The following is a 4,978-nucleotide window of genomic DNA, read 5'->3' on the forward strand; positions in this document are numbered from 1 at the left end:
GGCCCCGGCCGGCGGGGCCGCACCGGCCGGGGCCGGGCGGGGTGGGAGCGGTGCCCTCGGCGGGCGCGTCGGTCGACGGCGCACCGGTGGACGGCGCACCGGTCGAGGTGGAGTGCAGCGGTGTGGCGCTGGAGGTCGGCGTGCTCGACGGCGTCGCGGCGAACGCGGCGGTCGAGCCGAGCGCGACGAGTCCGAGTGCGCCGACGGCGATGCCGATGGTCAGGGCGCGCTTCTTCGGACGGCGCGGCCCGAAGCTCGAGCCCTTCTCGGCGGGGGTGGTCGACTCAGTCATGGGTGTCTCCTCGTTCCGGCCCGGTGCCGACCCCGTTCGGGATCGGTTGCGGCCGGTTCCATCTCAGATTCGAAGGCGAATCTGAAGCCGGACTTAAGAACAGACCCTCCACAGCAGACGCCGGGTGCGCCCCGATCCGCGGCCCCTAGGTTCGACCACATGCCCTCCTCCGCCCGTGTGCTCCTCATCGAGGACGACGACGCCATCCGCTCCTCCGTCGAGACCGCGCTGCGCAGCGAGCGCTTCACGGTCCGCGGTCTCGTCTCCGGCGAGGACCTCGCCCGCGAGCTGAGCACCTTCGCTCCGGACCTGGTGATCCTCGACTGGATGCTCCCCGGCCCGAGCGGCATCGTGCTCGCCGAGCGGATCCGCCGCAGCAGCGACGCGGCCGTGATCATGCTCACCGCCCGCGACGCGGTCGACGACCGCCTCCGCGGCTTCGACGAGGGCGTCGACGACTACGTGGTGAAGCCGTTCGTGCTCGCCGAGCTCGTCAAGCGCGTGACCGCCGTGCTGCGCCGCCGCGGCCGCATCCCGTCCGTCGTCGAGATCGGCGACCTCGTCGTCGACCCGGAGTCGGGCCGCGCCCGCCGCGGCGGCGTCGCCCTCGACCTCACCGCGACCGAGTTCCGCCTCCTCGCCTTCCTCGCCGGGAACCGCGGCCGCACCCTCACCAAGACCCAGATCCTCACGCAGGTCTGGGGCTACGACCACGTCGACCCGAACCTCGTCGAGGTGCACCTCAGCTCCCTTCGCAAGAAGATGGAGGCGCACGGCGACCGCCTCGTGCACACCGTCCGCGGCCTCGGCTACCGGGTGGAGGCGTGAGCCGCTCCCAGCCGGGCGCCCTGCGGACCGGCTCCCTCCGCCTCCGCACCGTCCTGGCCGTGCTCGCTCTGCTGGCCGTGCTGCTCCTGGCCCTCTCGGCGACGGTGCAGGCGGTGCTCGGCGAGCGCCTCCGCGACCAGATCGAGGAGCGGCTGCAGGACCGCGCCTCCGCCGCCGCCGCGCTGGTCGGCACGATCGCCGACGACGCCCTCGCCTCGCGACTCTCGGCGCAGGGCGTCTCGGTGCGGATCACGAGCCCCGAGGGCGAGGACGTCGTGGCCGGGCCGAGCCCGGAGCAGCTGCGCCTGGGCCCGGGAGCCGCCGACCAGCTCGGAGAGCCGCCGTCGCCTCCCGGCACGAGCTCCTCCTCCGGAGCCGTCCCGCCCCGAGCCGCGTCCGCCGCCGTCACCGTCGTCTCGAGCAGCGTCGCCGCCGACGACGAGCTGATCACCCTCGAGTCGACCCTCAGCGACGGCACCCGCCTCGAGCTCACCAGCGAGGCCGGATCGGTGGGCAGCACCCTCGCGCAGCTGAACGGGATCCTGCTCGCCGCGTCGGCCGTGTTCCTCCTGCTGGCCGCCCTCGCGCTGATCGTCGTGGTCCGCGCGACCCTCCGGCCCCTCGAGCGGATGACCGACGTGGCCCGCGACATCGCGCACGGCGACCGCGGGCGGCGGCTGCGCCCCTCCCGTCCGCGGACCGAGCTCGGCCGCACCGCGACCGCGTTCGACGAGATGCTCGACGACCTCGAGCAGGCCGAGCGCAGCGCCCTCGCCGCCGAGGCGACGGCCCTCGCGGCGGAGCAGCGGATGCGCGCGTTCGTCTCGGACGCCGCGCACGAGCTGCGGACGCCGGTCGCCGGCATCCAGGCCGCCGCCGACGCGCTCGTCCGCGCCGACGGCGGCGAGCAGGAGCGCGAGCGCCTCTCGGTGCACGTCGTGCGGGAGTCGCTGCGCGCGGGCCGCCTCATCCAGGACATGCTGCTGATGGCGCGGCTGGACGAGGGCCTGGCTCTGGAGTCGCGTCCGCTGGACCCGGCGGTCGTCGCCGAGGCCGCGATCGAGCGCCAGGAGCTGCGCCGCCCGGGCCTCGCGATCGAGCTGCAGCGGCCCGCCGAGCCGCTCCTGGTGAGCGCCGACGCCGACCGGCTGGCTCAGGTGCTCGGCAACCTCCTCGAGAACGGTGCCCGCTTCGCCCGCTCCCGGATGGACGTCGCCGTCGAGGCGGCCGCCGACTCCGTCACGATCACCGTCGACGACGACGGCCCCGGCATCGCCGAGGCCGACCGTGAGCGCGTCTTCGACCGCCTCGTCCGCCTCGACGACGCCCGCAACCGCGCCGACGGCGGCTCGGGCCTCGGCCTGCCGATCGCGCGCGGGCTGGCCCGGGCGCTCGGCGGCGACCTCGTGGCGGAGGCGGGGCCCGTCGGCGCCCGCTTCCGGGTGACGCTGCCTCGCGCGGGGTGACGCCGTCCCGCTCCCCCTAGGCTCGACGGGCGCGCGGGCCCCGCTCCGCCGGGACGGCAGGAGTGGCTCCATGGACAGGGACGACGCGGAGCAGCGTGTCCGGCAGGCCCGCGACGAGGCCCCGAGGTTCGGGAGCGGTCCCCTGCTCGCCACCTTCACCGTCCGGCACCGCCGCGGACTCGACGTCGCCTTCGTGCTCGACGGCGCCGACGGCGACTTCCAGATCGGAATGGGCGCCGCGTCCGACGACTTCCGGAGCGTCCTCACCGTCGGGGTCGACCGCGAGGACGGCCGCATCCGCGGCGTCTCCAGCTGGACCGTCGACGGCCGCGAGAGCCGCGTGCCCGTGCGGATCCTGCACTGCTCCGCCACCGTGACCATCGTGGAGGCCGCTCCCCTCCCCCTCGACCGGCGCCCGTCCTCGCTCAAGTGCTGGTCCTTCCTCCGCCGTGCCTCCGCCGACCACCACTCCGACGTGCTCGGCTTCGTGTCCCCCGACCTGGCCGACCTCCCCCCGGTGCGGCTCCTCACCGATCCGCGGGCGCGGCGCGGGCGCTGAGCCGGCCTTCCGCGCGACGGATCCCCGCCCGACCCGCAGGCGCCGGTGGGATCATGCGCTGACGTGATCCCGCCCGGAGGTCCGCCCGACCCGGAGGAGCGCTCGTGACGCAGGAGGTGCAGTCGACCCGGCTGCGGTCGCTCGGGAGCGAGGCGTTCTTCGGGGCGACGGTGGTCGTCGCGGCGGCGTGGTCGGGGGCCCGGGCGTTCCAGCTCTACGGAGGGTGGGGCGTGGTGCTCGCTGTGGCCGCGGTGATCGTCGCGGGGCTCGGCTTCGGGCTCCGGCGGCGCGTCGAGGAGCGGTGGTCACGGCCGAGCCTCGAGAGGCTGCGGGCCGAGCATCCGGACGGCGGCGTCACCGCGGTGCTGAACACTCCGGAGACGCTGGCCTCGCTGCGGACGCTCGCGGTCGCCGGAGCCGCGGTCGACCTCCCCGCGCTGCGCGCGGCGAAGCCGGACCCCGTGCTGCTGGCCGTCGTCACCGCGAGGGCGCTCTCGCTGTTCCGTGCCGACGCGGACCTCTCGCCGATCGCGTTCCTGCCCCTCACCGCCGGGGACGCCCCCGAGTCGGTGACGGGCTACCACCACGGTCACGCGCTCGCGGCTCCCGTTCTCACGGTCCGGCAGCAGGGGACGGAGCAGCGGCTCGCCCTCTTCCCCGCCCGAGCCTGAGACGCGGCTCAGCCCGCACCCATGCCTACGATCACCGATCGCGCAAGCACCTGCTCGCGGGGCGCCCGCGCGTCAGCATGAGCGGGATGGACACGATCGAGGAGGCGGGCGCCTGGGCGCGCTCTCTGGTGCGCCGCGAGTTCGGCGTCGGCCTCGTCGACCTGGAGCCCGTCGTCGGCGGACTCGACCACGGAGCGCGCGTCTGGTGCGCGGCCGACGGCTCCGGGGCGCTGTGGAGCGTCAAGGCGTCGGCCCGCGACGGGCGCTTCGGACTCGCGCTCTCGGCGTCGCTGGGAGAGGCGGGGGTGCCGGGCGTCGCGGCGCCGCACCGCGCCTCCGACGGGCGCCCCTGGGTGGAGGACCGTGGGCTGCGGGTCTCGGTCGCGCCGTGGATCCTCGGCGAGGACGCCGTCGACTCCGGCGAGGACGCCCTCGACTGGGAGGGGTTCGGCGCGGTCCTGCGCTCCGTGCACGACGCCGAGCCGCCGACCCTCGCGCCTCCCGTGCGGCGGGGCATCCGCCGCGTCCGCCGTCCGCTCGCCGACCTCCTCGCCGAGACCGACGGGAGGATCGACGCGCAGCCGGAGCCCCGCCCCCGCCTCACCGCGCTGTGGCGCGCGAACCGCTCCCGCCTCGACGCCCTCGCCGGCGCTGAGCGGCGGCTGAAGCGCGCCCGCACGCCCACCTCCCGCGTGCCCCTCCACGGCGACCCGCATCCCGGCAACGTCGTCATCGACGAGAGCGGCCGCCCCTGGCTGATCGACTTCGACGAGGCCACCGTCGCCCCGCGGGAGGCCGACCTGCTCCTGATCGAGCTGGGCGTCATCTACTCGCGGCCGATCAGCGACGTGCAGCGCTCGGCGTTCCGCGCGGGCTACGGCGAGGCCCTGATCGACGACGAGCGGATCGTCCGCTTCGGCTGCGTCCGCGCGGTCGAGGACGTGGCCGCCACTGTCGCGCTGGCCCTCGCCGACCCGGAGCCGGAGGAGCGCGAGGCCGCCCCCGTGCCCGCCTCCCGCCTCGGCCGCGCCGCCTCGGCGCTGCCCGTCCCCACTCCGCTCGACCTGCTCGCCGGCCAGCTCGGCCCGCACGGCCTCGTCTCGCTCGTCGAGACCGCCCTCCGCCGCCCCGCCTGACGCCGCCCTCCGGCCCCGCCCCGGCC

Annotated in this window: 6 protein-coding genes; 5 read left to right on the top strand and 1 reads right to left on the bottom strand. The window is 76.1% G+C overall.

The genetic code is table 11. The annotated features are described in order from the left end of the window. On the bottom strand, window positions 1-292 hold a 292-nt coding region (locus C5C50_RS17140), incomplete at its 3' end, for a hypothetical protein (protein ID WP_374954509.1). Window positions 293-451: 159 nt separating this feature from the next. Here C5C50_RS17140 and C5C50_RS16425 point away from each other — a divergent pair. The 5 genes from C5C50_RS16425 (at window position 452) to C5C50_RS16445 (ending at window position 4,952) form a co-directional block, all read left to right on the top strand. Next, window positions 452-1,120: a response regulator transcription factor gene (locus tag C5C50_RS16425; RefSeq protein ID WP_104225192.1), complete on the top strand. Its 669-nt coding sequence runs from the start codon at window positions 452-454 to the stop codon at window positions 1,118-1,120. Next, window positions 1,117-2,586 (top strand): HAMP domain-containing sensor histidine kinase, encoded by a 1,470-nt coding sequence (locus tag C5C50_RS16430; protein ID WP_104273939.1) that lies wholly within the window; start codon window positions 1,117-1,119, stop codon window positions 2,584-2,586. Before C5C50_RS16425 ends, C5C50_RS16430 begins: the two co-directional genes overlap by 4 nt. Window positions 2,587-2,656: 70 nt before the next feature. Further along, entirely contained in the window at window positions 2,657-3,145 is a 489-nt protein-coding gene (locus C5C50_RS16435) for a hypothetical protein (protein WP_104273940.1), read from the top strand. Between the two features lie 104 nt (window positions 3,146-3,249). Continuing rightward, the gene (locus C5C50_RS16440; RefSeq protein WP_104273941.1) at window positions 3,250-3,816 is read left to right on the top strand and encodes a hypothetical protein; all 567 of its coding nucleotides are present in this window, start codon (window positions 3,250-3,252) and stop codon (window positions 3,814-3,816) included. 86 nt (window positions 3,817-3,902) lie between these two features. Then, complete coding sequence (locus tag C5C50_RS16445) at window positions 3,903-4,952, top strand: aminoglycoside phosphotransferase family protein (RefSeq protein WP_181133962.1); 1,050 nt, start codon at window positions 3,903-3,905, stop codon at window positions 4,950-4,952. The last annotated feature ends 26 nt before the right edge of the window (window positions 4,953-4,978 follow it).

It is taken from the genome of Rathayibacter sp. AY1D9 (genome assembly GCF_002932395.1).
GTDB lineage: Bacteria > Actinomycetota > Actinomycetes > Actinomycetales > Microbacteriaceae > Rathayibacter.